We start from the raw sequence: 25,039 nt of genomic DNA, 5'->3' as shown, positions 1-25,039 counted from the left end.
CCGTACGCCTGCTGCGGCTGCCCGTACGCCTGCTGCTGCTCCGGCTCAGACGCAGCCTTCGCGTAGGCGTGTTGAGGAGTCGCGTGGGGCGGGTGGGAAAGCGGCTGGGGGTGGGGGGTGGGGGGGTGGTGGGGGGGGGGTGGGGGGTTTGGTGGGGGGGTTTTTTTTTTTTTTCTAGCCCCGGGGGGCCGGGCGTGGCGGCCCCCCCCCCCACCGCCGTCGTCGGGGCGTACGTGCGGAAACGATTAGCCGTGCTGGTAGGCGACGAGCGAGATGCCCACGTAGTGGGCGGCGAACGCGGCGAGGGTCAGTGAGTGGAAGACCTCGTGGAAGCCGAAGAACCGCGGTGAGGGGTTGGGCCGCTTGAGGCCGTAGATCACGCCGCCCGCGCTGTAGAGGATCCCGCCGACGACGACGAGGACCAGGACGGCGACGCCGCCGGCCCGCATGAAGTCCGGCAGGAAGAAGACGGCCGCCCAGCCCATCGCGATGTAGCAGGGCGTGTAGAGCCAGCGGGGCGCGCCGACCCAGAACACCCGGAAGGCTATCCCCGCCAGCGCCGCCGCCCAGACCGCCCAGAGCAGTGGGCGTCCGGTGGAGTCGGGCAGCAGGAGCAGGGTGAGCGGGGTGTACGTGCCCGCGATGATCAGGAAGATGTTCGCGTGGTCCAGCCGCCGGAGCACCGCCTCGCCGCGAGGTCCCCAGGTGCCGCGGTGGTAGACCGCGCTCACGCCGAAGAGCAGGCAGGCGCTGAGGACGTACACCGCGCAGGCGATCCGTCCCTTGGCGCTGTCCGTGAGCGTGATGAGCGCCAGCCCCGCGACCAGCACCGCGGGGAACATTCCGGCGTGCAGCCAGCCGCGCATCCGCGGCTTGACCGGACTTGCGTCCAGGACGGCGGTTTCGGGTGCGGACGCACCGGCAGCAGTCATGTCCGCATGCTACCTACGCCTCCGTAAGTACCGCCTATGGGTGGTGGTGTTCAGGCTCCCGGGCGGTGGTGGCCGTGTTCCGGAGCGTCCAGGGGCCGCCGGATTCGCCCGGCATTTTCCGGCGTCTTCCGGCGATTCCCGGAGCTTTCGGGTCTACGGGGAGTCCCTTCCGTGGGTGTCGAAGCGGACACGGCGAGTGGTGATGCTCACATGTGAGGCCCCCTGGACAGATGGGCGGATGCGGCGGATGATCAAATGAGTGCGGTCGGCACCGGATGAGCGCCAGGGATGACGCAGTCGAAGCGTCCGGGTCGAAGCCCCCACGGGGCATCAACGAAATCCACCCTCGACAAGGAGCGATCGTGGCGCGCGACATCGCAGCTCCCTCCCCTCTTCCCACCCGGCACCAGGAACTCGTCACCTGGGTCGACGAGATCGCGACCCTCACCCGGCCGGACCGTGTGGTCTGGTGCGACGGCTCCGAAGCCGAGTACGAGCGCCTGTGCGAGGAACTCGTCGCCAAGGGCACCTTCACGAAGCTGGACGCGACGCTGCGCCCGAACTCCTACTACGCCGCCTCCGATCCGAGCGACGTCGCCCGCGTCGAGGACCGCACCTTCATCTGCTCCGCGAAGGAAGCGGACGCGGGCCCGACCAACCACTGGAAGGACCCCGCCGAGATGCGGGAGATCTTCTCCGGTGAACAGGGCGTCTTCCGGGGCTCGATGCGGGGCCGCACCCTCTACGTCGTGCCCTTCTGCATGGGCCCGGTCGGCTCCCCGCTCTCCGCGATCGGCGTGGAGCTCACCGACTCCGCGTACGTCGCCGTCTCCATGCGCACCATGACGCGGATGGGGCAGGAGGTCCTCGACGAACTCGGCACCGACGGCTTCTTCGTGAAGGCGGTGCACACCCTCGGCGCCCCGCTCGCCGAAGGCCAGGCCGACGTGGCGTGGCCGTGCAACGCCACCAAGTACATCTCGCACTTCCCCGAGGACCGCGAGATCTGGTCGTACGGCTCCGGCTACGGCGGCAACGCCCTGCTGGGCAAGAAGTGTTACGCGCTGCGCATCGCCTCCGTCATGGCGCGCGACGAGGGCTGGCTCGCCGAGCACATGCTGATCCTCAAACTCACCCCGCCGCGCGGGGAGTCGAGGTACGTCGCCGCCGCGTTCCCGAGCGCCTGCGGCAAGACCAACCTCGCCATGCTGGAGCCCACCATCTCCGGCTGGAGCGTCGAGACCATCGGTGACGACATCGCCTGGATGCGCTTCGGCGAGGACGGCCGGCTCTACGCGATCAACCCCGAGGCCGGGTTCTTCGGTGTCGCGCCCGGCACCGGCGAACACACCAATGCCAATGCCATGAAGACCATGTGGGGCAACTCCGTCTTCACCAACGTCGCGCTCACCGACGACGGCGACGTCTGGTGGGAGGGGATGACCGAGGAACCCCCGGCGCACCTCACCGACTGGAAGGGCAACGACTGGACCCCCGCGTCCGGCGTCCCCGCCGCCCACCCCAACGCCCGCTTCACCGTCCCGGCCGGCCAGTGCCCGATCATCGCCCCCGAGTGGGAGGACCCGAAGGGCGTGCCGATCTCGGCCATCCTCTTCGGAGGGCGCCGCGCCACGGCCGTACCGCTGGTCACCGAGTCCTTCACCTGGCAGCACGGCGTCTTCCTCGGCGCCAACGTCGCCTCCGAGAAGACCGCCGCCGCCGAGGGCAAGGTCGGCGAGCTGCGCCGCGACCCGTTCGCCATGCTGCCGTTCTGCGGCTACAACATGGGCGACTACATGAACCACTGGATCAAGGTGGGCGCGGACAAGCCGGACCAGTCGAAGCTGCCGAAGATCTACTACGTGAACTGGTTCCGCAAGGACGACGTGGGCCGGTTCGTCTGGCCCGGGTTCGGCGAGAACAGCCGGGTGCTCAAGTGGATCGTGGAGCGGCTGGAGGGCACGGCCGAGGGCGTCGAGTCGCCGATCGGCATCCTGCCGGCCAAGGGTTCGCTCGACACCGACGGACTCGGGCTCTCCGAGGCGGAGTTGGACTTCCTGCTCACCGTCGACAAGGAGGTCTGGCGTGAGGAGGCGGCGCTGGTCCCCGAGCACCTCAGCACCTTCGGCGATCACACGCCGAAGGAACTGTGGGACGAATACCGGGCGCTGGTGCGGCGCCTGGGGTGAAGTCCGATGAGGCCCCTGGAGTGAGCGCGTGAACGGCCCCCGGAATCCACGTGGTTCCGGGGGCCGCGCCGTCCGCGGCTCCGGACGGTCCGCCGGTCGCTCCTGCGGCGCATGACACGCCGGTTTTCAGTAATCCCTTGCGCGTGAGGTGTTCACGATAGTTACCTGTCCCTCGCACGCCTCCGGGAGTCGCCCGGGGCGTCAACACGTGTGTGGGGGAAGTACGTTGAGGAATTCGAGACTCCGCATGGGGGCCGCCGCGGCGGTCGCCGCACTCTCGCTGGGCACCGTCGGCCTGACCGCGCTGGCCGCGCCCGCCGCCCTGGCCGCCGGGACCGGTACGGCCGGGGAGCTGGTCGTCAAGCTGCCGGTCAGCTCGTTCGGCTCGCTGGTCGTCGACTCGGTCCACCAGCGCGTCTACGTCAGCGACGACCGCAGGACCAGCGGTACGGGTTCGGTCCAGGTCTACGACTTCGGCGGCGAGAAGGTCACCACCCTGGTGACGGACGACGTGCCGTCGACCATGGCGCTCAGTTCGGACAGCTCGACGCTGCAGGTCAGCCAGACGACGGGCGTGATCACGTTCGACACCACCACCTACGCCCGCACCGGCCGGGTGTACGGCGCCTACGATGTCTACTGCCCCCGGGAGACCGGCTTCGCGGGCGGCCGGACCTGGTACACCGGGACCAACAACGACAGCGACTGCGACAACCGGACGTACACCGTGTACGGGGCGGCCAACGGCACGTCCACCTCGACCGGCTGGAACGACATCGGCCGGCTCCGGCTCTTCAGCACCCCGCAGACCCCGGACCGGCTGATCATGGCCCAGCCCCGGGGGACCACCGTGACCGACCCGCACCTCGCCGTCTTCGACGCGAGCGGCACCGGCCTCGTCCGCACCGCCGAGCGCCGGTTCGCCGACAGCACCGGCCAGGGCGGGATGGACATGCGGGACGTGGCCGAGTCCGCGGACGGCAGCCTGATCGCCGTCGCGGACGCCCGTACCGGCACCCGGCTGCTGAACGCGGACGACCTCTCCGACGCCTCCACCGCCTACCAGCCGCTCCCCGAGGGCGCCGTGGCCAGCGCGGTCGCCTTCAGCGGCGACGGGAAGTACGTGGCGCGGGGCGCCGCCGCCACCGGCGGTACCGCGGACCTGCTGATCCAGCCCGCCGATCCGGCGGACGCCACGCCCCCGCTGGAGTTCGCCTTCGAGGGCGCGCTCGACGGCAGCAAGGTCGCCCCGCGCGGCCTCGCCTGGTCCGAGGACGGCTCCCGCCTCTTCGCCGTCACCAGCAGCACCACCGGCTACGAGTACTGGCTGCACATCGTCCAGCCGCCCGCCGCCCAGTACGACACCCGCTTCACCGGCACGCTCTCCACGAGCGCGGCCCAGCCCGTGGTCGGCGAACCCCTCGGCATCCGGGGCCGGCTGGAGATCGACGGGCCCGCACCGGCGCAGCCCGTCAAGGTGACGGCCGTACGCCACGACGCGGGCGGCGACCGTACGCTCGCCCCCGCCGAGGTCGACGCGGACGGGACGTTCACCGTGCTGGACGTGCCGTCGGTGGTCGGCCCGGCGACGTACACCGTCTCGTTCACCGGCGACCTGACCCACCGCCCGACCGAGAACATCGCCCTGGAGACCGAGGTGGCGAAGGCCCCGACCTCGATCGCCCTGACCGCCCCGGCGGAGGGCGTCAAGGGGGTGGGACTGCGGATCACCGGCACCCTCACCGGTCAGGGCCGCGCGCTGCCCGCCGGGATCACGCTCTCCGTGGTGCGCACCGACAAGCGGGGGACCGGCACGCTGACGTCGGCGGCCGTCGCGGCGGACGGCACCTTCACCATCGACGACATCCCGGGCGCCAACGGTGAGGTGACGTACCAGGTCGGCTACGCGGGCGACGACGTGCACCTTGCCAGCGGTGCGACGGCGACCGTCCGGGTCCGCAAGCCGGTCTGACCGGGGCGGGTGCGGGGCGGGGGGTGGCCGACCAGCGGGCCGGTCGCCCCCCGCGCCGGCCGGTCACCCTCTCGCGGGTCGGCAGCCCTCCCGCGGGCCGGTCACTTCCCGCGCCGGCCGGTCACTTCCCGCGCGGGTCGGAGCGAGCGCGGCGATCCTGAGATCGCACATAACTTTAGACTGATTCCAAGATAGGATGGTTTTCCAGCAGAACCTGGAGGCCACCCATGTACGAGCCGATCCGCACCCCGTCGGTCCACACACCGGCCGAAACCGCCGGATTCCCGCACCGCAGCCGCGAGGAGGAGCTGGACATCCAGCTCGCCGGACACCTCGCCGCCCTGCTCTCCGTCACCGACGAGCTCGGGCTCGACACGGCCGGAGACCGCATCGCCGAACAGGTGTCCCGGCTGCGCGGCGCGCCCCCGGCCCGGCACGCCGGACTGATCGACGCCCCGCCCGGGGCCCTGCACCGCCGCGCCCACGCCCTCGCGGGCCGGGCGCTCGTGGTGGCCGCGTCCCGCGCCGACACCGCGGCGGCGATCCTCGCGGCGGAACGGATGGACGCGCACGCCGAAGCGCTGTCGACGTCCGCCGGAACCCCGCGCCTGGTCCCGACCGCCTGAGGCGCGGGGCCGCCGCGGGCATCGGCTCCGGCCGCCCCGGCGCCCACGGGCCCAGTGCCCTGTGGCGGCCGGCCGAGCGCTCTGTCACGGCAGAGCCCTCTCGCGAGGGGCGACGCCGGCACGGGCGGTCGGGCGCCCCCTCACGGCCGAGGGCGGCGCTCGTTCACGGCTGGCTGTAACCGTCCAGGAAGTGCGCGATCCGGGTCACCGCGTCCCGGAGGTCTTCCGCCGAGGGCAGCGTGACCACCCGGAAGTGGTCGGGTTCCGGCCAGTTGAACCCGGTGCCGTGCACCACCATGATCTTCTCGGCCCGCAGCAGGTCCAGGACCATCTGCCGGTCGTCCTTGATCTTGTAGACCTTCGGATCGAGCCGGGGGAAGAGGTACAGGGCGCCCTTGGGCTTCACGCAGGTCACCCCGGGGATCTGCGTCAGCAGGTCGTACGCCACGTCCCGCTGCTCCAGGATCCGGCCGCCCGGCAGCACCAGATCGTCGATCGACTGCCGTCCGCCGAGCGCCGTCGCCACCGCGTGCTGGGCCGGCATGTTGGCGCAGAGCCGCATGTTGGCGAGGATCGTCAGCCCCTCGATGTACGAGGAGGCATGCTCCTTCGGCCCGCACACCGCCAGCCACCCGGAGCGGTATCCGGCCACCCGGTAGTTCTTCGACAGGCCGTTGAAGGTGAGGACCAGCAGGTCCGGGGCGATCGCCGCGGTCGGGGTGTGGGTGGCGCCGTCGTAGAGGATGCGGTCGTAGATCTCGTCGGAGCAGACCACCAGGGAGTGGCGGCGCGCGATCTCCGTCAGCCCGCGCAGCATCTCGTCGTCGTAGACGGCGCCGGTCGGGTTGTTGGGGTTGATGATCACGATGGCCTTGGTGCGGTCCGTGATCTTCCGCTCGATGTCGGCGAGGTCCGGCATCCAGTCGGCCTGCTCGTCGCAGCGGTAGTGCACCGCCGTACCGCCCGCCAGCGAGACCGAGGCGGTCCAGAGCGGGTAGTCGGGCGCCGGTACGAGGACCTCGTCCCCGTCGTCCAGCAGCGCCTGCATCGACATCTGGATCAGCTCGGAGACGCCGTTGCCGAGGTAGATGTCCTCGACGTCCAGCGGGATGCCCTTGGTCTGGTAGTGCTGCATCACAGCCCGGCGCGCCGACAGCAGGCCCTTCGCGTCGCCGTACCCGTGCGCCCCCGCGACGTTGCGCAGGATGTCTTCGAGGATCTCGGGCGGGCACTCGAAACCGAACGCCGCCGGGTTGCCCGTGTTCAGCTTGAGGATGCGCTGACCGGCCGCTTCCAGCCGCATCGCCTCCTCCAGCACGGGGCCCCTGATCTCGTAGCAGACGTTGGCGAGCTTCGTGGACTGGATGACCTGCATGTCCGCGAGCTTACGGCGGTGTTTCGCGGCGTGCTCGGGAGCCGCTGCCGGGCGGGGTCGTCGCGGACGGCCCGGCCGGCCGTCGAGGCTTCCATCGCCATGCGGCCGGGCGGGTGAGCCGTGGGAACGCCCGGTCGTGCCGGTGGTGCGGCTTTGAATGCGCGTGTGGTGGAGCCGCGGGTGAGATGCGCCACGCGGGTCCCCGGCTCGCACATGCGTACGTACGCATCGGTGGGGATCGGGCGTGCGTACGAGGTGCGGGTGCGGCGGGTGGTGTGGGTAGCGGTGGCGGCGGGGGTGGTGGGGCGGTGGTGGCGCCGGAGCGGTGGCTCAGATGTTGCTCAACCCGTGCACCGGGGTCGGACGCCCCGGGCAGAGTACGGTCATGGGCCTCCTCGTGAAGAACCACCTCGCCGTCCTCGTCCTCCACGACGCCACCGGCATCCTCGACGCGCTCCGCGAGGAACTGGCGGCTGCGCCTCCCGCCGACCGTCCGGGCCTGGAGCGCGCGCTCGCCCTCGTCGGGTCGTACACCGACCGGCCCGAGGCCGAGCTGCGCGTCCGCTGGGTGCGCGAGCGGCTCACGGCGGTGGGGCACACCGGACCCGCCGACTCCACCGCAGCGATCAGGGCGCTGCGCAGGGCCGAGCCGGGCCTCTCGCTCCTCCAGGCCGTGACCTACGCCAGGGAAGCGGCGGCGGCCGGAGCCTGAACCGGGCACGGTCGCCGTGAGCGCTTCCCGGAGGTTGCGTCCCCGGTGTCCGCGGCGTGGGGCGGGTGTCCCTCGTGGGTCTGGTGTCCCTCGGAGGCCGGGTGTCCCTCGCGGGCCCGCTGGGCCCGTCGAGTGTGTCGGGTGCGGCTGGATTCCGCCCCTTGTGGGGGTGGATCCCGTACGTGAGCATGCTCATGCCAAGGCCGGAAGATCTCCGGTCACGCGTGCGCGGGCCCGCCCAACCCGGCGGGCCCGCGCACCAGGTCACCTGAGGGGACCCCCATGAAAAAGCCTCTCGTCGCCGCACTCCTGAGCGCCCTTCTCCTCGGCACCGGCGTGGCGCCCGCGGTCGCCGCCACCGGCCCCGGGGCGACCGCGTCCGTGGCGTCCGTCGGAAAGTCCGCACCCGCCGCCGGTGCCTCTTCCGCGGTCCGGTCCGTCGCCGGAGTGCAGGCGGTCGGTTTCGCCGGCACCGTGGCGCTGAGCAACTGTTCCGGCTCCGTCGTCCGTACCCCCACCGCCCTGGCCACCGATCCCGCGCTGGTCCTCTCCAACGGCCACTGCCTGGAGACGGGCTTCCCGGCCGCCGGGCAGGTCATCGTGAACCGCGCGTCCACCCGCTCCTTCACGCTGCTCAACGCGTCCGGCACCGGCGTCGGCACCCTGCGCGCCAGCAAGATCGCCTACGGCACGATGACCGACACCGACATCTCGCTCTACCAGCTCACCCGCACCTACGCCCAGATAGAGAGCAGCTACGGCATCAAGGCGCTGGAGCTCTCCGCCACCCACCCCGTCCAGGGCACCGCGATCACGGTCGCGTCCGGCTACTGGAAGCGGACCTACTCCTGCGCCGTCGACGGTTTCGTCTACCGCCTCAAGGAAGGCGCGTGGACCTGGAAGGACTCGGTCCGCTACACCTCCGCCTGCCAGACCATCGGCGGCACCTCGGGCTCCCCGGTGATCGACGACGCGACCGGCAAGGTCGTCGCCGTCAACAACACCGGCAACGAGGACGGCGGACAGTGCACGGAGAACAACCCGTGCGAGGTCGACGCCAACGGCACGGTCACCGTGCGCCAGGGCATCAACTACGCCCAGGAGACCTACGGCATCGTGCCCTGCGTCGGCCCCGGCAGCGTGATCGACCTCACCCGCAGCGGCTGCGCCCTGCCCAAGCCGTAACGCCGCGAGGCCTGTTGACGCTCTCCCGGGCCGCCGTCCGCGCGCGGGCCCGGGGGAGCGTGCCCCGGGTCGGCGCACCCCGGGTCAGCGCGTGGCCGAGCGGACCGAGCGGCCCGCCAGCACCTGGGTCCTGCGGCCGTCCTCGACGACGAACCGGCCGTCGATCAGCACGTGCGGGATGCCCACCGGAAGGGTCCGGGGCGCCTCGAAGGTCGAACCTGCCGCCACCGTCGAAGGATCGAAGAGTACGAGGTCGGCGCGGTACCCGTCGCGGACCAGCCCGCGGTCCGAGAGGCGCAGCCGGGCCGCCGGGCGGGAGGTCAGGTGCGCCACGCACTCCTCCAGGGTGAGGACGCCCAACTCCCTCGCGTAGCGCCCGAGATAGTGCGGGAAGGTGCCGTACGCGCGCGGGTGCGGTTTGTCGCCGCGCAGAATGCCGTCGCTGCCGCCGGTGTGCACCCGGTGGCGCATGATCCGGCGGACGTTCTCCTCGTGCCCCACGTGCTGGAGGATCGTGGAGCCGAGGCGGTCCTCGGTGAGCAGCCGTCGCGCGGTGGCCCACGGCTCCTCGGCCCGCTCCCGCGCCGAGGCGGCGACCGTGCGGCCCACGTACCCGGCGAGCGCGGGGGAGGTGACGCCGGAGATCTCGATGGTGTCCCAGTCGATCGGCACCCCGTGGCAGCCGTCCGATCCGGTGACCTCCAGGTCGTGGCGCATCCGCGCGGCGGTGGCGGGGTCCGCGAGCCGCGCCAGGGTCGCCTCCGGGCCGCCCTCGCTCGCCCAGCTCGGCAGCATCGCCACCAGCGTGGTGCACCCGGGGGTGTACGGGTAGGTGTCCAGCGAGATGTCGGCGCCCTCGTCCAGCGCCCGGTCGAGCAGGTCGAGCAGTTCGGGCGCGCGGCCCTCGTTGACCCCGAAGTTCATGGTGGCGTGGGCGAGATGGAGGGCGCACCCGGCCTTCCGGGTGACCCGCACCATCTCCTCGTACGCCTCCAGCGCACCCGCCCCGTACGAGCGGTGGTGCGGGCACCAGTAGCCGCCGTGGTCCGCCACCACGCGGCAGAGTTCGGTGAGTTCGGCGTCGTCCGCGTACATCCCGGGGGTGTAGGTCAGGCCGGACGACATGCCGACCGCGCCCTCCCGCATGCCCTGGGCGACGAGTTCGCGCATCCGGTCCAGTTCGGCCGCGGTGGCGGGGCGGTCCTCCCAGCCCACCGCGTACATCCGGACCGTGCCCTGGGGGACGAGGTAGGCGGCGTTGACGGCGATGCCCTCGCCGCCGAAGTTCCGGTCGAGCCGGTCGAGGTACTCGCCGACCGTGCGCCAGTCGAAGTCGACGTCGTCGCCGTTGCCGTTCCACCCGGCGATGGTCCGGCGGACCTCGGCGAGCGTGCGGTCGTCCACGGGGGCGTACGACAGGCCGTCCTGGCCCAGGACTTCGAGGGTGACGCCCTGGGCGGCCTTCGCGCTGTGGTCGGGGTCGCGGAGCAGCGCGAGGTCGCTGTGGGCGTGCATGTCGATGAAGCCGGGGGCCAGCGCGAGGCCGTCCGCCTCCAGGGCGCGGCGGGCGGTCGGGCGCCGGCCCGGGGAGCCCTCGGGGTGGATCGCGGCGATCCGCCCGCCGTCGACGGCGACGTCCGCCCGGAAGGACGGACCGCCGCCGCCGTCGATGACGCGCGCGTCGCGGATGACGAGATCCATGGCAGCCCTCCCGGGGCTCTGATGTGCGGGTTCGGACGGTGCTGCGGGCTCGGGGCGATCTCAGAAGTAGGTGCGCAGGTACTCCGCCACCGTGCCGTCCTCCCGCACGACGGGGATGAGCTGCCACTTGTCGAAGGAGGTGCACGGGTGCGAGAGCCCCAGGCCGACCCAGTCGCCCACCTCGAGGCCGGTGCCCGGCTCCGTGGCCAGCCAGCCGTGCTGGTCGGAGAGGCCGGTGACGGTGATCCCGGTCGCGGGCCGCACCGAGCCGTCCCGTGCCGAACGGACCACTTGGGCCTCCGGGAGGTGGAGGTCGTACGCGGCGTCCCGCTTGCCCGCGTTGACGAACGCCTGGCCGTCGGTGGGGCGCGAGACGACCTGCGTCCACAGCCGGAACGCGGGCTGCAACTCTCCCTCTTCCGGTACCCGGTTGAAGGGAGTGAGGTTGCGGTACTGACCGTCGTCGTGCGAGACGTACGCCCCCGAGCGCAGCAACGGGCAGACCGGGCGGCTCAGTTGGGGGATCTCGGCGAACACCTCGGCGACCACGTCGAACCAGGCGCTGCCGCCCGCGCTCACCAGGATCTCCTCGTCCCCGGAGAGTCCGCCGAACCGGCCCGCCTCGTCGAACTCGGCGGTGAGCGCGACGAGTCGGCGCAGCCAGTCGCCGACCCGCCCGGTCGTGGCACCCGGCACCTCGCCCTCGTAACCGGCGACCCCGACCAGCCGCAGCGTGGACACGGCGGCGACCGCCTCCGCGACCGCCGCGCCCTCCGCCTCCGTACGTACGCCGGTGCGGGCGCCCTCGCCCGCGCCCAGCTCCACCACCACGTCCACGGCGCGGCGGGCGCCCGCCGCGCGCAGGGCCTGGTCCATCAGCTCGACCCCGCGCACCGAGTCGACGTAACAGACGAAGGTGAACTCCGGGTCCGCGTCCAGCTCGCGCGCCAGCCAGGTCAGCGCGACCGGGTCCACCACCTCGTTGGCGAGGAAGATCCGCCGGATGCCGTGGTCGCGGTAGACCCGGGCCTGGTGCGGGACGGCTGCGGTGATCCCCCAGGCCCCGTGCCGGAGTTGGCGGGCGAAGAGCTGCGGGGACATCGAGGTCTTGCCGTGCGGCGCGAAGGCCAGCTTGTGCCGCTCGGTGTACGCCTCCAGCAGTGCGAGGTTGGCGTCGAGCGACTCGGCGGAGAGCGTCAGCAGCGGGGTGGTGAACCCGCCGGAGAAGAGGGGCCGGGCCTCGGCGGCGAGGGCGCCCACGGTGAGCCCTTCGGCATCAGGCGGCAGGCCCTTGAACCGGGAGTCGATCCGCTCGTCGGCGAGCGCGGCGGCGTGCCGCTCCGCGACCGCCACCGCGTCCTCGGCCGCTCCGGCCGCCGTGGTGCCCGTCTTCCCGCTTCCGGATGTCGCGTCGGCTGCCATGCGGATCCCCTTTTCCCGGATTCCTTGAGCGTTGCATCCTCTGCAACGCTCATTGCGTATGTCGCTCCAGGCTGTCTAACATCCGAGCCGACGCCGGGTCAACGACGAGCCGGCGACGGCAGCCCCGCTGACAGCCACCAGACATCAGCGACCGGCCGGCCAGTGACCAGCGACCAGTGACCAGCGAGGAGCCCAGGTGCCCGGAACCGGAACGGCCGACCCCGCGCACGCCGGGAGCACCGCCCCCGCGACCACCGTCCCGGCGGAGACCCGGACCACCGGGAGCACCGCCCCCGCGACCACAGCGCCCGCCGACGGCCGTGCCCCCGGCGCCGTCGACGTCGTCTGCCTCGGCGAGTCGATGGTGACCTTCCACCCCGCCGGGCCCGGCCGCCTCGCCGACGTGCCCGCCTTCCTGCGCGGAATCGGCGGCGCCGAGTCCAACGTCGCCTGCGCCCTGGCGGGAGCCGGGCACCGGGCGGCCTGGGTCGGCCGGGTCGGCGACGACGGCTTCGGCGACCACCTCGTCTCCACCATCGCCGGACACGGCGTCGACACCTCCGCCGTGCACCGCGACCCCGACCGCCCCACCGGCGTCTACTTCCGCACCGCCGCGGACCGCGCCGACCCGGACCACGAGGTCGCCTACTACCGGGCCGGGTCCGCCGCCTCCGCGATGTCCCCGGCGAACGCCCCGTACGACGCCCTCTTCGCCGGCCGCGTCCTCCACCTCACCGGCATCACCGCCGCGCTCTCCGCCGACTGCCTCGCCCTGCTGCGCACGCTCACCGCCCAGCGCCCCGGCCGGCCCCTGGTCTCCTTCGACATCAACCACCGCCCTCGCCTCTGGCGCGGACACCCCGCGGGACCCGGGGTCCTGCGCGACCTGGCACGCGGCGCCGACGTGGTGTTCGTCGGCGAGGACGAGGCGGCGGAGGCCTGGGGCGTGCACGGATCCGAGGCCCTGCGCGCCGCCCTCCCGGAACCCGCCGTCCTCGTCGTCAAGCACGGTGCGGACGGTGCGACGGTCCTCGCCCGCCCCGGCTCCACCCCGCCCGGACCGGGGACGGACGAGATCACCAGGGTCCCGGCCCCCCGCGTGGACGTGGTCGCCGCCGTGGGAGCGGGCGACGCCTTCGCCGCCGGCTTCCTCTCCGCGACCCTGCGCGGTCTGCCCGTACGCGACCGGATCCGCCACGGCCACCTGCTGGCCGCCGCCGTCCTCACCGTCCCCGGCGACCTCGCCCACCCCCCGGCCCGCGCCCACGCCGACCGGCTCGCCGCGCTGGACGACGCGGCATGGGGGAGACTGCGACTCGGCCCCGGATGGACCGGACGCACCGGTCCGGGGGCCACCGCAACCGGAAGCCCGGGGACGGGACGCCCGGAAGCGGGATCCACCGCAACCGGATGCCCGGGGACCGGACGCCCGGAAGCGGGATCCACCGAGGCCGGAAGCCCGGGGACGGGACGCCCGGATGCAGGATCCACCGAGGCCGGAAGCCCGGAGACGGGGCGTACGGGCGCAGTGGCGGAAGGAGCCACCGGATGAGCCAGACCGTCGACCGCGCGCTGAGCATCCTGCCGCTGCTCGCCGAGGGCCCTGCCGACCTCGGCCGCGTCGCCGACCGGCTCGGCGTCCACAAGTCCACGGCCCTGCGGCTGCTGCGCACCCTGCGCGAGCACGGGCTCGTCTACCGCCAGGAGGACCAGCGCTACCGTCTCGGCGCCCGTCTCTTCGCGCTCGCCCAGGAGGCCGTCGAGAACCTCGACGTCCGCGAGATCGCCCACCCGCACCTCGTGGAGCTCAACGAGAGCTGCGGACACACCGTCCACCTCGCCGTGTACGAGGAGGGCGAGGTCCTCTACATCGACAAGGTCGACAGCCGCTACCCGGTGCGGATGTACTCGCGCATCGGCAAGACCGTCGCCATGTCCGTCGCCGCCGTCGCCAAACTGCTCCTCGCCGACCTCCCCGAGCCGGAGCGCCGGGCCGTCGCCGAACGGCTCGACTACCCCTCGTACACGCCCCGTTCGACGCCCAACGCGGCGGCCTTCCTCCGTGAACTCGCCACCGTCCGCGAACAGGGCTGGGCCACCGACCTCGGCGGCCACGAGGAGTCCATCAACTGCGTCGGCGCCCCCGTCCGGGGAGCCGACGGCCGGGTGGTCGCCGCGATGTCGGTCTCCGCGCCGAACGTCGTGGTCACCGCCGAGGAACTGCTCGCCCTGCTGCCGCAGTTGCGCCGCACCGCCGACGCCATCAGCCGCGAGTACTCGGGCACGGCCGTGCCCGCCGTGTCCGCCTCACCTGCCGCACTCGATACGAACACCGCACCGTAGAAGGACGATTCATGACCGAGAAGACCGCTCTCACCCCCAGCACCCACACCACCCCGCCCGCGAAGTTCTCGCACGGGGTGAAGAAGGGGAACATCCTCCAGGTGGCCGGCCAGGTCGGCTTCCTCCCCGCCGTGGAGGGCCAGGCCCCGACCCCGGCCGGACCCACCCTGCGCGAGCAGACCCTGCAGACCTTCGCCAACGTCAAGGCGATCCTGGAGGAGGGCGGCGCGAGCTGGGACGACGTGATGATGATGCGCGTCTACCTCACGGACGTGGACCACTTCGCCGAGATGAACGAGATCTACAACGCGTACTTCGAGGAGCAGGGCCTCAAGGCCCCGGCCGCAGCCCGCACCACGGTCTACGTCGGTCTGCCCAAGGGGCTGCTCATCGAGATCGACGCGCTCGCCGTACTCGGCTGACCCCGCGCACCGCGCCGTACTCGCCCGAGCCCGCGTCCCTCGCCGGACCGCCGCCGCTCCCCCGGAACGCCGAAAAGCGCCACCGGGGGAGCGGTGACGCTTTTCGACGGTGTGGCTCCGGCCCTCACCTCACGGCCGGTTGCCGACGGACGTTCCCGTTACGGCAGCGCGTGGACGCTCGCACCGACCGCGCTCGACCAGGCGTTGCCCGCGGTGGCGTCCCAGTTGGTGGACCAGGTCATCGCGCCGCGCAGCGCCGGGTAGGTCTTGGACGGCTTGAACGAACCGCAGTTGGTGCCCTTCGTCAGGCAGTCGAGCGCGGCGCTCACGATCGACGGGGCGATGTAGCCGCTGCCCGCGGCCCGGGACGAGGCGGGAACCCCGAGGCCGACCTGCGAGGCGTCGAGACCGCCCTCCAGCTGGATGCAGGCGAGCGCGGTGAGGAAGTCCACCGAGCCCTGCGAGTACACCTTGCCGTCGCAGCCGAGCATCGAACCGCTGTTGTAGTACTGCATGTTGACGACCGTCAGGATGTCCTTGACGTTGAGCGCCGTCTTGAAGTACTCGCCCGACGTCGACTGCATGTCGATGGTCTGCGGGGCCATCGTGATGACCAGACCCGAGCCCGCCTTGGTGGAGAGCGCGCGCAACGCCTTCGTCATGTAGGTGGAGTTGAGGCCGTTCTCCAGGTCGATGTCGACGCCGTTGAAGCCGTACGTCTGCATCAGGGAGTAGACCGAGTCGGCGAACGCGGTGGCGGAGGCGTCGCTGTTGACCGCGACCGCGCCCTTCTCGCCGCCGACCGAGATGATGACGTTCTTCCCGGCGGCCTGCTTCGCCTTGATGTCGGCCTTGAACTGGTCGACCGTGTAGCCGTTCAGGCCCGCCGAGTCCAGCGTGAAGGAGACCGCGCCCGGGGTGGACGTGGCGTCCGCGAAGGAGACCGCGATGATGTCGTAGGCGGCCGGCACGTCACTGAGCTTCTGGACGGTCGCGCCGTTGTTGAAGTTCTGCCAGTAGCCGGTCACCGCGTGCTTGGGCACCGTGGTCGACGGGGGCGGGTTGGTGGTGCCCGAGGTGGACGTACGGACGCTGAGCGCCGCCGACTTGGCCGACTCGCCCGCCGCGTTGGTCGCGCTGACCGCGAAGGAGTACGCGGTGTCGGCGGAGAGCCCGGAGATGGTCGCCGAGGTCCCGGTCGAGGTGGTGGCCTTCACGCCGTCCTTGTAGACGGTGTAGCCGGTGGCCCCGGAGATGGAGTTCCAGGAGAGCGACACGGAGGACGAGGTCTTGGAGCCCGAGGTGAGACCCGCCGGAGTGGCCGGGACCGTCGGAGCGGGGTCGGTGCCGCCGCCGCCGTCCGGGCCGGTGACCGCGATGTCGTCCGCGTAGTAGGCGGGCTGGCCGTACCAGCCGTGGGTGTAGACGGTGACCGAGGTGGTGGAGGCGCCGGTCGTGAAGCTCGTGGCGAGCTGCGTCCAGCTGGTGGCGCTCGGCGTCCAGGTGGAGACGTCCGTGGTGCCGGTGCCGCTCACGCCGAGGTAGACGTAACTGCCCTGCACCCAGGAGGAGAGCGCGTACGTCGAGTTGGGCTTCACCGCGACGGTCTGGCTGCACTGCGCGTTGTCCAGCCCGGCCGGGGTGGCCTTGAGCGCGGAGCTGCCGCCGTGCACGGGCGAGGAGACGGTGGCTCCACTGCCGCTCGTACAGGTCCAGTTGGTGAGGCCCGACTCGAAGCCCGCGTTCTTGGCCACGTTGACGTCGGCGGCCTCCGCGCTGCTCACCATGCCGGTGAGGGTCAGCGCGCCCGCTGCGACGACGGCCATGGCGGCGCCGAGCGCGGGGCGGGTGTGGGGCCTTCGGTGCCTGCTGCCTGCGGTGCGTTCCACTGCATCCTCCGGGGGAGTCGGGGTGGTGGCGGGGGTGCCGGGGGTCCGTGCGGGTCCGTGCGGGTCCATGCGGTCATGCGGGGGAGTCGCCGCGGGAGGGCGACGAGGGGGGACGGTGGCCACCGCTGGCCGATAAACTGGTCCAGACCAATCAAGTTGTCAAGACCTCTGTTGCCGATTCACTCGTCCTAGCGGTTGTGCGGCAGCCCGGGCGGTGCGTCGTTATGTCCGGTCGGAGCGGATCCGTGCGCTGAGTACGAGGCCCTCCGCACCCCGGTCCGTGCGGTGGCGGCCGGAACCTTTGCGACCGTGTGGACGCGCGTCCCGGTGTCAACGCGGCGCGCCCGCAACCCTGTTGGCCGGGTGCGGCGGATCCGCGCGGCCCGCCGGTCCGGGGCGCACGGAACGCCGCCCGTCGCCCCTGCTGGGAGCGGCGGGACGAACGGCGGGGCCCGGCAGCGGGCCCGGGGACGCCGCCTCGCGGTCCGGCTGTCGGCCGGGCCGCGCCGTGACCCGGATAAAATGGCGTGTGCAAAGAAGGGTTGGCGGTCGTGCCGATGGGCATCATGCGGACGCACGGGGGAGCGGGTGGCGTCAATGAGTTCTCGTACTCATCAATTGCCGTACGGGGGCGCGGCCGACGGCGAGTGAAACGCCAACGGCCGCCCAAGATCAGCGGATTGGTGAATGGCTGGAAAAACGCCGGATAAACCTCCCCGGCGTATCGAATTCAACTACTTTCGCCCCGCGCTGATATGGGACCGACGGTGGTGCCGCCTTCCCGGTATCCGTCGCCATATTGATTCCTGAAGACGGTTTCCCGCCTGGTGGGACGTGACTACAGTGCTGTCGGAGAACCACGGACAGGAGCGATTGCGGTCGGCGGTGCGACGCCGGCCGGAGCCGAACGGGGAACAGCGTGCCGATCGCCATTGCAGTGACCAGCGCTGACCTGGTGCTGCCACCGACAGACCAGCAGACACCGACCGCCGCGCTGCTGCACGCACCGGAGGACCAGGCGCTGGAACTCGCCGTCGGCGACATCCATCTCCTGCTGGAACAGCACGGATACGTGATCGCCGTGTACCCGTCCTCCCTTCCGCCCGCCCACGAGCGACGGCTGTACGCCATCCGCTCGGTGCTGGAGAGCGACCGGATCGCCCTGCTCAAGGTCGATCTGCCGCCGCTCGGAATCGCCGTACTCGTCCGGCAGTTGAGGCAACTATCCATCTGCGACTTCAGCCCCGGCGTGGTCGCCTCCGCCGTCCGGCTGCTGGCCCACTACATCCACGCCGGGGCCCTGCTGAACTCCGTGGCCAAGCTCGACCGCTTTCCGGTCAGCCTCAAGGAGCACGCCAAGTCATGGGTACCCGGAGCCCAGTTCGCCGCACTGGCCGGTGCCGACGCGCGACTGGTGAAAGTGCGCCCCACGATGGAGCCGCTGCCGGGACCGGATTTCGCCACCCATCTGCTGATCGCCAAGGGCCAGGCCCCGCAGGAATGGGTACGGGAGCGACTGGCCGTGGACTGGAAGGTCCAGGCCATTCACGAGGCGGCGCTCCCCGCCGACTCGGTCCGCTGGTGGGGCACCTCGAAACTGGTGGAATTCGCCTCCTACCTCCCGGACATCTCCGTGCTGTACCAGCTGGTGGCCTCGGTACGGCGGGAGAATTGCCACTGGTGCGGCATGGAACTCATCGGAGACCGCTGCGGGTTCTGCTCCTCCCCCCTCACGCAGCCCGAGAGCCGCACCCACGGCACGGTCGTGCTCGCCCGTGAGAGGTAGCGACCCGCCGCCGCGCCCTTGGCCCCTCGCCGGGCACACCGCACCGTACGCACCCCTCCCTGTCCGTCGCCCCACGCATCCGATCCGAACGAGGTTGTCCGGTCCATGAACTCCCGCCAGCGCCGTGGCGTCATACTCCTGCTCCTGTCGGTCCTGTGCGCCTTCGGCGCCTTCGCAGGGGTGCTCTCCGTGATCAGTGACGTCAACTCGAAGGTCGGGCCCGAGGTCACCGCGTACCAGCTCAAGACCAACGTCGCCCCGTACACGGCGCTGAACAGCGGTCAGTTCGAGAAGATCTCGATGCCGGAGCGGTGGCTCTCCGCCAACGCCGTGACCGATCTGCGCGAGGTCCAGGGCAAGATCGCCGTCACCCAGCTCCGCGCAGGTTCCCTGCTGCAGACCGACATGATGGTCGCCAAGCCCGAACTGAGGGCCGGCGAGCAGGAGATCGCCATCATGATCGACGCGGCGACCGGTGTCGCCGGAAAGATCACCCCGGGTGCCACGGTGAACGTCTACGCCACCTTCGCCGGTGAACGCGAGGGCGACCCGGCGCAGTCGAAGGTCATCGTCGCCAACGCCAAGGTGCTCGACGTCGGCAAGCTCACCGCGCTCGAACCCGACCGCAACAGCACCTCCTTCCAGATGACGCAGGCGGTCCCGATCACCTTCGCCCTCAACACGCTGGACACCCAGCGCATCGCGTACGCCGAGTCCTTCGCGGAGCACGTACGGCTGGCGCTCGTCGCCCCCGGCAGCGACGGAACCATTCGTCCGGGCGACCGCACGTACCAGCTCGACAAGGACAAGTGAGGACGGATGACCATCAGAATCCTCCCGGCCGTCGGAGACATCGACGCGGCCAGATCCGTCACCACCCTGCTCAGCCAGCTGCCCGACGCCGAACCGGCCACCCCGGTCGGCGACTCCACCCAGCTCATCGACACCCTCGCCCGGCTGGCGGGCGAAGCCTTCGACGAACTGCCGGAGGTCGTCCTCGTCCACGAACGCATCGGCCCGGTACCCGCCCTGGAGCTGATCAGGGAGGTCTCGCTCCGCTTCCCGGCGGTCGGGGTCGTCCTGATCACCACCGACGCGAGCCCCGCGCTCTTCGCCGCCGCCATGGACTCCGGCGCCCGCGGCATCGTCACGCTGCCCCTCGGCTACGAGGAACTGGTCAACCGCATCCAGGCGGCGGCCCAGTGGTCGTCCGGCGTGCGGCGCCACCTCAGCTCCGGCAACGAGGTCTTCACCGGCCCCGGCGGCATGGTCGTCACCCTCACCGGAGCCAAGGGCGGTGTCGGCTGCACCCTCGCCGCCGTCCAACTCGCCCTGGCCGCACAGGCGTCCGGGCAGACCGTCGCCCTCGTCGACATGGACCTGCAGACCGGCGACATCGCCTCCTACCTGGACGTGCAGTTCCGCAGGTCGATCGTGGACCTCGCCCTTGTCTCCGAGATATCGCCGCGCGTCCTCACCGACGCCGTCTTCTCCCACTCCACCGGCCTCGCCCTGCTGCTCGCACCGGGCGACGGGGAACGGGGCGAGGAGGTCAGCGACCGGTCGGCCCGCCAGATCGTCAGCGCCCTGCGCTCCCGGTACGAGGTCGTCGTCGTGGACGGCGGCAGCCAGATGAACGGCGCCAACGCGGCGGCGGTCGAGATGGCGGACGTGGCCGTGCTGGTGACGACCCCCGACGTCATCGCGGTACGCGGCGCCAAACGCATCGTCCGGATGTGGGACCGGCTGCAGATCCGCAAGGCCGAGGAGACCCTCACCGTCGTCAACCGCTACACCCGGAGCACGGAGATCCAGCCACCACTCATCCAGAAGATCACCGGCACCCGCGTCGCTGGCGTGGCCGTGCCCGCCGGCTTCAAGGAGCTGCAAGGCGTCGTCGATGCCGGGCGGCTCCACGAACTCGACGCCAAGAGCACGGTCAAGCAGGCGCTCTGGGGACTCGCCGGGGAGATCGGGATCGTCAAGCCCCGGCCGGGGGAGAAGAAGAACGGCAAGGTGCGCAACGACCGGGGCTCGATCGGAGGCCCGCGCGGACGGCGCGGCACCGACGCGGGCCGGGGACGGACCGAGGGGACACGTTGAGCGATGACCACCACGCTGACGCACGACACCGACATAGGGAGGAGGCGCCCCGGCGCCTCCTCCCGGAACGGCCGCACCGGCGGGCCCACGGGTGACGGGGGCGGGCGCCGGTTCCGCACCGGCGGGCCCACGGGTGCGGGGGGCGGGCTCCGGTTCCGCACCGGCGGGCCCACGGGTGCGGGGGGCGGGCGCCTGTTCCGTGTCGCGGGCGGGCCCCGGCGCGACCGGGGGCAGACCGCGATCGAGTTCCTGGGCATGACGCCGTTCATCATCCTGATCATGCTCGTGCTCTGGGAGCTCGCCCTCGTCGGCTACACCTTCATGCTCGCCGGGAACGCGGCCGACAAGGGCGCGCGGGCCGGGGCCGGTGCCGAATTCGGTTCGAGCTTCGCCTGCCGGCAGAAGGCCCGCGAGAACCTGCCCGACGCCTGGGAGGGCAACGCCGTGGTCAGGTGCAGCAGTGGCTCCTCCCTCTACCGGACGAAGGTCACGCTCAAGGTTCCCGTCCTGGTGCCCGGCCTCTTCGACCTGAACGTGCGCATCGACGGCGACGCGGCCTCGCCGCAGGAGGGCTGAGCGATGACCACCACCGTCCCCGCCCCGGTCTCCGCCTCCGGTCCCGCTCCGGCGCCCGCCTCCGGTCCCGCCTCGGCGCCCGCTTCCGGTCCCGCTCCGGCGACCGCGCCCGCCGTCGCCGGAGAGAGGCGGCGCGACCGGGGCCAGGTCGCCATCGAGTACCTCGGCTTCCTGCCCCTGCTGCTGCTGGTCGGCATGCTCGCCGTCCAGCTGGGCCTCGCGGCGTACGCGGCCAACCAGGCGGGCACCGCCGCCCGGGTCGCGGCCCGCAGCGCCAGCCAGGACTACCCGCGCGGGAACGCCGAGCAGGACGGCCGCGACGCCATCAGCGACTGGCTCACCGGCGCCGACGAATTCGACATCGACATGTCCGGCGGGGCCGACGAGGTCACCGCCACCGTACGGATCAAGGTCCCGAGCGTGGTCCCCGGCGTCGACTGGTCCTGGGCCCGCCGCAGCGCCACCTTCCCCCGGGGCTGACCGGGCCCACTCACGTACCCCCCCCACCCCGTCTCCCGTACGTCGTCCCCGTCCCCCTACCCCGCCCGCGGCACCGACCGGACAGCCAGAGAGAGAGTCACGCACATGAGCCTGCGGGCACGCATCACCGCTCCCGAGGAGAACGGCGGGGCGCGCGAGGACGGCCACATGGTCGCCCTCTACCGTGCCAAGCTCCTGGAGGAGATCGACCTCGCGGAGATGTCCTCGCTGGCCGCCGCCGACCGGCGGGTCCGGCTGGAGCGCGTACTCGGCCACATCATCAGCCGGGAAGGCCCCGTCCTCTCGACGCTGGAGCGCTCCCAGCTCATCCGCCGCGTCGTGGACGAGGCCCTCGGCCTCGGCATCCTGGAGCCGCTGCTCGAAGACGCGTCCATCACCGAGATCATGGTCAACGGCCCCGACCAGGTCTTCGTCGAACGCAGCGGCAAGGTCGAGCAACTGCCCATGCGCTTCGGTTCGCACGAGCAGCTGATGCAGACCATCGAGCGCATCGTCTCCACCGTCAACCGCCGCGTGGACGAGTCCAACCCGATGGTCGACGCCCGGCTCCCCAGCGGCGAGCGCGTCAACGTGATCATCCCGCCGCTCTCGCTCACCGGCGCGACCCTCACCATCCGCCGCTTCCCCCGCTCCTTCACCCTCCACGAGATGATCGGCTTCGGCTCGCTCGACGAACAGATGCTGGTGCTGCTCGCCGGGTTCGTCCAGGCCAAGCTGAACATCATCGTCTCCGGGGCCACCGGCACCGGGAAGACCACCCTGCTCAACGCGCTCTCCGGACTGATCCCGAACAACGAGCGCATCGTCACCATCGAGGACTCCGCCGAACTCCAGCTCCAGCAGAACCACGTGATCCGGCTGGAGTCCCGCCCCGCCAACGTGGAGGGCAAGGGCCAGATCACCATCCGCGACCTGGTCCGCAACTCCCTGCGCATGCGCCCCGACCGGATCGTGGTCGGTGAGGTCCGAGGCGGGGAGTCGCTCGACATGCTCCAGGCGATGTCCACCGGCCACGACGGCTCGCTCGCCACCGTCCACGCCAACAACGCCGAGGACGCGCTGATGCGCCTCCAGACCCTCGCCTCGATGTCCGAGATCAAGATCCCGTTCGAGGCGCTGCACGACCAGATCAACAGCGCCGTCGACATCATCGTCCAGCTGACCCGGCACGCCGACGGCACCCGCAAGATCACCGAGATCGCCGCCCTCGACTCCCACGGCCGCGACCCGTACCGCATCGTGAGCGTCGCCCGCTTCAACGCGCAGCCGATGGCCGCGGACGGCAGGATCTACGGCCAGTTCCAGTACCTCCCGCTGCCCCGCCGCATCGCCGACCGCCTCTACATGGCCAGCCAGCCCATCCCGCAGGCCTTCGGCGTCGCCCTGCACTCCGACCAACTCGCCACCCGAGAGGCCATGTAGGTATCCCCGCCATGAACTATCTCCCTCTGATCACGGTCGGTGTGACGCTGCTCTGCGGCGTACTCGGCGTCTGGGGCCTGTACGCCTACACCGGCGGCAAGGCGGACCGGGACGCGCTCGTGGAGCGGCTGTCGTACGCCGGGCACGCCGCCAGGAGCAACCGGCACTTCGCCGGCCTGGACCGGCGGCTGCGGACCACCAAGCTCGGCCGGAGGCTCGAACTCAAACTCGGAGCGACGGGGTTGGAGATCACCCCGGGCGAGTTCGTCGTGTACGCGATCGCCGCGATGGCGATCCTCTGGGCGGTCGCCTCCTCCATGCTGGCTTCCTTCTTCGGGCCGGTGGCGGCGCTGATCGGGCTGTGGGCCACGAACGCGTTCCTCAACTGGCAGCGCGTCAAGCGGACCGAACGCTTCATCAACCAACTCCCGGAACTCTCCCGCATCCTGGCGAACGCCACTCAGGCCGGCCTGGCTCTGCGTACCTCGCTCGCCATGGCCGCGGAGGAGTTGGAGAACCCCGCGGGGGAGGAGCTGGCCAGGGTCGCCCGACGCCTCGCCGTCGGTGAATCACTGGACGACGCCCTCAGCGAACTGACCGACCGCTTGCCCTCCCGTGAACTGGCCGTCCTCATCTCGACGTTGGTGCTCTCCAACCGGGCCGGCGGTACGGTCGTCAGCTCACTGCGCAACCTCACCGAGACGCTGGAAGAGCGCAAGGAGACCCGGCGCGAGGTCAAGACCCAGCTCTCCCAGGTCACCGTCACCGCCTACGCCGTACCCATCTTCGGCCTCGGAGCGATGCTCCTGATGAACGCCGTGATGCCGGGGGCGCTGGACCGTATGACGGGTGCCTTCCTCGGCCAGGTCGCCGTGGTGGTCTCCATCGCCCTGTACACGATCGGATTCGTCGTGATCCGTCGTATGTCCCGTATCGACGTCTGAGGGAGGAACGGACATGGATCTGCTGCTCGCCGCAGGCATGGGACTCGCCGTCTACGGCATCCTCTACGGCTACCGGATGTACCGGGCCGACGCCAAGCTGCCCACCGACCTCGCCATCGCCCTCGAAGTGGGCGCCACCCGCACCAACGCCGTGGGCTCCGGAATCGACCGGCTCGGCATGCGCTGGGCCCCCGCCGTGCTGCGGATGATGGGCGAGAAGGCCGTCAACAAGAAGCGCCGCCAGATCGACATGGCGGGCAACCCCGGCGGCCTCACCATCGACCGCTACGCGGCCCGGCGCGCGGTCTACGGCGCGCTCGGCCTCCTCGGCGCCTTCGCCATGCTGCTGCGCGGCCAGGTGTTCTTCGCCCTGCTCATGGTGGGCTTCGGCCTGTTCTGGGTGGAGGCGGGCATCTGGTCGGCGGTCCGGGCCCGGCGAGAGCACATCGAGCGCACACTCCCGGACTTCCTCGACGTCCTCGCGGTGGTGGTGTCCGCAGGGCTCGGGTTCCGCCAGGCACTGGGCCGGGTGGCGGAGAAGTACGAGGGGCCCTGGGCTGACGAACTCCGCATCACCCTGAGGCAGATGGACATGGGTGTCAGCAGGCGCCAAGCCTTCGACGAGCTGCGCAAGCGCAACGACTCCGAACAGGTCGCCATGTTCGTCACCGCTCTCCAGCAGGGTGAGGAGCTGGGTGCCCCGATCGTCGACACGCTGATCCAGATCGCCAACGACATGCGGCGCACCGACGCGCAGAACGCCCGCCGGAAGGCGGCCCGGGCCGTGCCCAAGGCGACCTTCGCCGTGACGACGTTCCTCCTGCCGGGGACGCTCGTTCTGCTGACGGTCGGGTTCCTTTACGGAGCAAACGTCGACTTCGGCTTCGTGACCGGCGGATGAGATGAGAGCCCGTGGCTGGGTGGGGGAGACGAGGTGGA

At 71.4% G+C, this 25,039-nt stretch carries 20 protein-coding genes and 1 pseudogene; 16 read left to right on the top strand and 5 right to left on the bottom strand.

The annotated features are described in order from the left end of the window. Nucleotides 1–245: 245 nt before the first annotated feature. Nucleotides 246–932: a hemolysin III family protein gene (locus tag ACFWEE_RS08885; RefSeq protein ID WP_386887699.1), complete on the bottom strand. Its 687-nt coding sequence runs from the start codon at nt 930–932 to the stop codon at nt 246–248. A gap of 362 nt (nt 933–1,294) precedes the next feature. Here ACFWEE_RS08885 and ACFWEE_RS08880 point away from each other — a divergent pair, with 362 nt between their 5' ends. From ACFWEE_RS08880 to ACFWEE_RS08870, 3 genes are all read left to right on the top strand, one after another. Then, nucleotides 1,295–3,121 (top strand): phosphoenolpyruvate carboxykinase (GTP), encoded by a 1,827-nt coding sequence (locus ACFWEE_RS08880; RefSeq protein ID WP_386887697.1) that lies wholly within the window; start codon nt 1,295–1,297, stop codon nt 3,119–3,121. A 247-nt stretch (nt 3,122–3,368) separates the two neighbouring features. Continuing rightward, entirely contained in the window at nt 3,369–5,093 is a 1,725-nt protein-coding gene (locus ACFWEE_RS08875; protein WP_386887695.1) for an Ig-like domain repeat protein, read from the top strand. Nucleotides 5,094–5,320: 227 nt separating this feature from the next. Next, nucleotides 5,321–5,719, top strand: coding sequence for a hypothetical protein (locus ACFWEE_RS08870; RefSeq protein ID WP_386887693.1), 399 nt, complete (start codon nt 5,321–5,323; stop codon nt 5,717–5,719). Between the two features lie 163 nt (nt 5,720–5,882). Here ACFWEE_RS08870 and ACFWEE_RS08865 read toward each other — a convergent pair whose 3' ends face one another. Further along, the gene (locus ACFWEE_RS08865; RefSeq protein ID WP_386887691.1) at nt 5,883–7,094 is read right to left on the bottom strand and encodes a pyridoxal phosphate-dependent aminotransferase; all 1,212 of its coding nucleotides are present in this window, start codon (nt 7,092–7,094) and stop codon (nt 5,883–5,885) included. A gap of 385 nt (nt 7,095–7,479) precedes the next feature. On the opposite strand from ACFWEE_RS08865, the gene ACFWEE_RS08860 reads away from it, so the two are divergent. Continuing rightward, entirely contained in the window at nt 7,480–7,806 is a 327-nt protein-coding gene (locus ACFWEE_RS08860) for a hypothetical protein (protein ID WP_386887689.1), read from the top strand. Between the two features lie 282 nt (nt 7,807–8,088). Continuing rightward, on the top strand, nt 8,089–8,991 hold the full coding sequence (locus tag ACFWEE_RS08855; protein WP_386887687.1) for a serine protease: 903 nt from the start codon (nt 8,089–8,091) through the stop codon (nt 8,989–8,991). An 84-nt stretch (nt 8,992–9,075) separates the two neighbouring features. Here the strand turns inward: ACFWEE_RS08855 and ACFWEE_RS08850 are convergent, their stop codons facing one another. Together ACFWEE_RS08850 and ACFWEE_RS08845 are read right to left on the bottom strand one after the other, a co-directional pair. Next, nucleotides 9,076–10,692, bottom strand: coding sequence for an amidohydrolase family protein (locus tag ACFWEE_RS08850; protein ID WP_386887685.1), 1,617 nt, complete (start codon nt 10,690–10,692; stop codon nt 9,076–9,078). 60 nt (nt 10,693–10,752) lie between these two features. After that, nucleotides 10,753–12,114: an alanine racemase gene (locus tag ACFWEE_RS08845; RefSeq protein WP_386887683.1), complete on the bottom strand. Its 1,362-nt coding sequence runs from the start codon at nt 12,112–12,114 to the stop codon at nt 10,753–10,755. A 361-nt stretch (nt 12,115–12,475) separates the two neighbouring features. Here ACFWEE_RS08845 and ACFWEE_RS08840 point away from each other — a divergent pair. The 3 genes and pseudogenes from ACFWEE_RS08840 to ACFWEE_RS08830 all read left to right on the top strand — a co-directional run. After that, nucleotides 12,476–13,447: pseudogene (locus ACFWEE_RS08840) on the top strand (sugar kinase); the annotation flags it as partial. Nucleotides 13,448–13,662: 215 nt separating this feature from the next. After that, on the top strand, nt 13,663–14,457 hold the full coding sequence (locus tag ACFWEE_RS08835) for an IclR family transcriptional regulator (protein ID WP_386887681.1): 795 nt from the start codon (nt 13,663–13,665) through the stop codon (nt 14,455–14,457). 11 nt (nt 14,458–14,468) lie between these two features. After that, the gene (locus ACFWEE_RS08830) at nt 14,469–14,879 is read left to right on the top strand and encodes a RidA family protein (protein WP_386887679.1); all 411 of its coding nucleotides are present in this window, start codon (nt 14,469–14,471) and stop codon (nt 14,877–14,879) included. Between the two features lie 158 nt (nt 14,880–15,037). Here the strand turns inward: ACFWEE_RS08830 and ACFWEE_RS08825 are convergent, their stop codons facing one another. After that, on the bottom strand, nt 15,038–16,768 hold the full coding sequence (locus ACFWEE_RS08825; protein WP_386887677.1) for a chitinase: 1,731 nt from the start codon (nt 16,766–16,768) through the stop codon (nt 15,038–15,040). Nucleotides 16,769–17,687: 919 nt separating this feature from the next. On the opposite strand from ACFWEE_RS08825, the gene ACFWEE_RS08820 reads away from it, so the two are divergent. From ACFWEE_RS08820 to ACFWEE_RS08785, 8 genes are all read left to right on the top strand, one after another. Then, nucleotides 17,688–18,554 carry a hypothetical protein gene (locus tag ACFWEE_RS08820; RefSeq protein WP_386887675.1) on the top strand — a complete coding sequence of 289 codons (867 nt, stop codon included), beginning with the start codon at nt 17,688–17,690 and terminating at the stop codon, nt 18,552–18,554. Between the two features lie 105 nt (nt 18,555–18,659). Beyond that, nucleotides 18,660–19,367, top strand: coding sequence for a Flp pilus assembly protein CpaB (gene cpaB, locus ACFWEE_RS08815; RefSeq protein WP_386887673.1), 708 nt, complete (start codon nt 18,660–18,662; stop codon nt 19,365–19,367). Nucleotides 19,368–19,373: 6 nt separating this feature from the next. Beyond that, a complete protein-coding gene (locus ACFWEE_RS08810; protein ID WP_386887672.1) occupies nt 19,374–20,657 on the top strand; it encodes a CpaE family protein in 1,284 nt (427 codons plus the stop codon). A 3-nt stretch (nt 20,658–20,660) separates the two neighbouring features. Next, complete coding sequence (locus ACFWEE_RS08805) at nt 20,661–21,233, top strand: TadE family protein (RefSeq protein WP_386887670.1); 573 nt, start codon at nt 20,661–20,663, stop codon at nt 21,231–21,233. Between the two features lie 3 nt (nt 21,234–21,236). After that, nucleotides 21,237–21,713, top strand: a complete 477-nt coding sequence (locus ACFWEE_RS08800) for a TadE/TadG family type IV pilus assembly protein (protein ID WP_386887668.1) — start codon at nt 21,237–21,239, stop codon at nt 21,711–21,713. Between the two features lie 105 nt (nt 21,714–21,818). Continuing rightward, nucleotides 21,819–23,156 carry a CpaF family protein gene (locus tag ACFWEE_RS08795; protein WP_386887666.1) on the top strand — a complete coding sequence of 446 codons (1,338 nt, stop codon included), beginning with the start codon at nt 21,819–21,821 and terminating at the stop codon, nt 23,154–23,156. Nucleotides 23,157–23,167: 11 nt separating this feature from the next. After that, complete coding sequence (locus ACFWEE_RS08790) at nt 23,168–24,100, top strand: type II secretion system F family protein (RefSeq protein ID WP_386887664.1); 933 nt, start codon at nt 23,168–23,170, stop codon at nt 24,098–24,100. 13 nt (nt 24,101–24,113) lie between these two features. Further along, on the top strand, nt 24,114–25,001 hold the full coding sequence (locus ACFWEE_RS08785) for a DUF5936 domain-containing protein (protein WP_386887662.1): 888 nt from the start codon (nt 24,114–24,116) through the stop codon (nt 24,999–25,001). Nucleotides 25,002–25,039: the final 38 nt, after the last annotated feature.

It is taken from the genome of Streptomyces sp. NPDC060184 (genome assembly GCF_042728795.1).
Lineage (GTDB): Bacteria > Actinomycetota > Actinomycetes > Streptomycetales > Streptomycetaceae > Streptomyces.
Note: the sequence above shows the minus strand (reverse complement) of the source record. Positions and strands in the feature narration are given on the sequence as shown.

Excerpts from the sequence above, each read along its gene's own strand:
- ACFWEE_RS08885 (WP_386887699.1), bottom strand. The coding sequence starts at position 932 with ATGACTGCTGCCGGTGCGTCCGCACCCGAAACCGCCGTCCTGGACGCA.
- ACFWEE_RS08875 (WP_386887695.1), top strand. The coding sequence starts at position 3,369 with ATGGGGGCCGCCGCGGCGGTCGCCGCACTCTCGCTGGGCACCGTCGGC.
- ACFWEE_RS08870 (WP_386887693.1), top strand. The coding sequence starts at position 5,321 with ATGTACGAGCCGATCCGCACCCCGTCGGTCCACACACCGGCCGAAACC.
- ACFWEE_RS08865 (WP_386887691.1), bottom strand. The coding sequence starts at position 7,094 with ATGCAGGTCATCCAGTCCACGAAGCTCGCCAACGTCTGCTACGAGATC.
- ACFWEE_RS08860 (WP_386887689.1), top strand. The coding sequence starts at position 7,480 with ATGGGCCTCCTCGTGAAGAACCACCTCGCCGTCCTCGTCCTCCACGAC.
- ACFWEE_RS08855 (WP_386887687.1), top strand. The coding sequence starts at position 8,089 with ATGAAAAAGCCTCTCGTCGCCGCACTCCTGAGCGCCCTTCTCCTCGGC.
- ACFWEE_RS08850 (WP_386887685.1), bottom strand. The coding sequence starts at position 10,692 with ATGGATCTCGTCATCCGCGACGCGCGCGTCATCGACGGCGGCGGCGGT.
- ACFWEE_RS08845 (WP_386887683.1), bottom strand. The coding sequence starts at position 12,114 with ATGGCAGCCGACGCGACATCCGGAAGCGGGAAGACGGGCACCACGGCG.
- ACFWEE_RS08835 (WP_386887681.1), top strand. The coding sequence starts at position 13,663 with ATGAGCCAGACCGTCGACCGCGCGCTGAGCATCCTGCCGCTGCTCGCC.
- ACFWEE_RS08830 (WP_386887679.1), top strand. The coding sequence starts at position 14,469 with ATGACCGAGAAGACCGCTCTCACCCCCAGCACCCACACCACCCCGCCC.
- cpaB (WP_386887673.1), top strand. The coding sequence starts at position 18,660 with ATGAACTCCCGCCAGCGCCGTGGCGTCATACTCCTGCTCCTGTCGGTC.
- ACFWEE_RS08810 (WP_386887672.1), top strand. The coding sequence starts at position 19,374 with ATGACCATCAGAATCCTCCCGGCCGTCGGAGACATCGACGCGGCCAGA.
- ACFWEE_RS08805 (WP_386887670.1), top strand. The coding sequence starts at position 20,661 with ATGACCACCACGCTGACGCACGACACCGACATAGGGAGGAGGCGCCCC.
- ACFWEE_RS08800 (WP_386887668.1), top strand. The coding sequence starts at position 21,237 with ATGACCACCACCGTCCCCGCCCCGGTCTCCGCCTCCGGTCCCGCTCCG.
- ACFWEE_RS08795 (WP_386887666.1), top strand. The coding sequence starts at position 21,819 with ATGAGCCTGCGGGCACGCATCACCGCTCCCGAGGAGAACGGCGGGGCG.
- ACFWEE_RS08790 (WP_386887664.1), top strand. The coding sequence starts at position 23,168 with ATGAACTATCTCCCTCTGATCACGGTCGGTGTGACGCTGCTCTGCGGC.
- ACFWEE_RS08785 (WP_386887662.1), top strand. The coding sequence starts at position 24,114 with ATGGATCTGCTGCTCGCCGCAGGCATGGGACTCGCCGTCTACGGCATC.